The sequence below is a fragment of the Allobosea sp. P1_A7 genome, assembly GCF_056406775.1.
Genome location: NZ_JBFTZN010000544.1, coordinates 1 through 1604, shown reverse-complemented (window position 1 = coordinate 1604; position 1604 = coordinate 1). Strand labels below are relative to the sequence as shown.

Here is a 1604-nt window from a genome sequence, read left to right as displayed (position 1 = left end):
CGGGGGACAACGCCCAGACTTTCGATCGGGTCGCGGCTCGCGGGGCTGACGGCGCCATGATCCTGCTGATCAATCCGGAGGAGCTCCTGCAAAAGGCGGAGCGCGATCTTCTGGACCGTTTCAAGCCTGATGCTGGGGCAATGTCCAAGCCGTGATCCGCGTGCTGGTGGTTGATGATTCCCCGTTGATGCGGCGCTTCCTCGGCAGGATTTTCGAGGCGGAGCCGGATTTCGACGTCGAATCCGCGAGGGACGGTATCGAGGCACTCGACAAGATCCAGAGCTTTCGGCCGCATGTCGTGACGCTCGATATCGAAATGCCCAATCTCGGCGGGCTCGAATGTCTCGATCGCATCATGGTCGAGTATCCCTGCCCGGTGGTTATGGTCTCCGGTCTGACGCAGCGGGGCGCCGAAGCGACTTTGCGGGCGCTGGACATGGGCGCGGTCGATTTCATCGTGAAGCCCCAGGGCACGATCTCGCTGCACGCGGAGGAACTGACGCCGCTCATCGTCGAGCGCGTGCGCGCGGCGGCCGCAACGACGATCCGACGAAGCCGCCGCCTCGCCGATCGGTTGAAGTTTCGCGCCGGCAACGCTCAATTGCACCCTCAAGCGTTGCGCGGGCGCCAAACAACGTTGTCCGCCCCGGCCGAGCGCCCTGCGAGCAGTTTCGTCCTCGTGGGTACCTCGACCGGCGGACCTCCCGCCCTGGATTCGGTTCTTTCGACGCTTCCTGCTGATTTCGGTTGGCCGGTCCTGATCGCGCAGCACATGCCGGCCTCCTTTACCGGGCCGTTGTCGCGAAGGCTGGACAGGCTTTGCCTTCTCGAGGTGACGGAAGTGACACGGCCGACGGTGATCCGGGCGGGAACGGTCTATATCGGGAAGGGCGATGCCGACCTCGTGATAAGCCGGCGCGGCGATGCGCTCGTTGCGCTTCCGGCTCCATCGGACCCGGAGCATCGCTGGCATCCGAGCGTCGACCGGCTTGTCCGCAGTGCACTCGAGCATGTCCCGGCCGAGCGCCTTGTCGGGGTGCTTATGACCGGCATGGGCAATGACGGCGCAGCCGCAATGGCCGACTTGAGAGCGGCGGGCGGCCACACGATCGCTGAAGCTGAAAGTACCGCCSTGGTCTGGGGCATGCCGGGAGAACTCGTCGGCCTCGGCGGCGCGACCGATGTCGTGCCGCTCTCCGCTAWCGGGCAGCGACTGAAGGATATTAGCCCGTGGCGCTGAGAGAGATGCCGAAATATCTTTCGGCAAGCGAGCTCGTTCGCCTCTGCGAGTTCCTGTACCGGCGCACGGGCATGCTGTTCGGCGAAGCCAAGCGCTATTATATCGATCGCCGTGTCGCCGAACGTGTCGCCGCAACGAACTCCTCGTCCTTTTCCCGCTATTTCGAGTTCTTGCTTGGCAGCGCCACCGAGGCGGAGCACCTGATCAACAGCTTCACCATTAACGAGACTTATTTCTTTCGCGAGGAGCATCAGCTCCGCTGCCTGAGCCGGTCGCTGCTGCCTGACAGGATCCGCGAGAAACGACCAGGGGACCGCATCAGGATCTGGTCGGTTCCCTGCTCGACGGGCGAAGAGCCATACTC

2 protein-coding genes are annotated in these 1604 nt (G+C 63.8%); both read left to right on the top strand.

From position 1 onward, the window contains the following. Window positions 1-151 precede the first annotated feature (151 nt). Complete coding sequence (gene cheB / locus AC1D34_RS37445; protein ID WP_476827014.1) at window positions 152-1240, top strand: chemotaxis-specific protein-glutamate methyltransferase CheB; 1089 nt, start codon at window positions 152-154, stop codon at window positions 1238-1240. Continuing rightward, on the top strand, window positions 1231-1604 hold a 374-nt coding region (locus tag AC1D34_RS37440), incomplete at its 3' end, for a CheR family methyltransferase (RefSeq protein WP_476827013.1). The genes cheB and AC1D34_RS37440, both read left to right, overlap by 10 nt.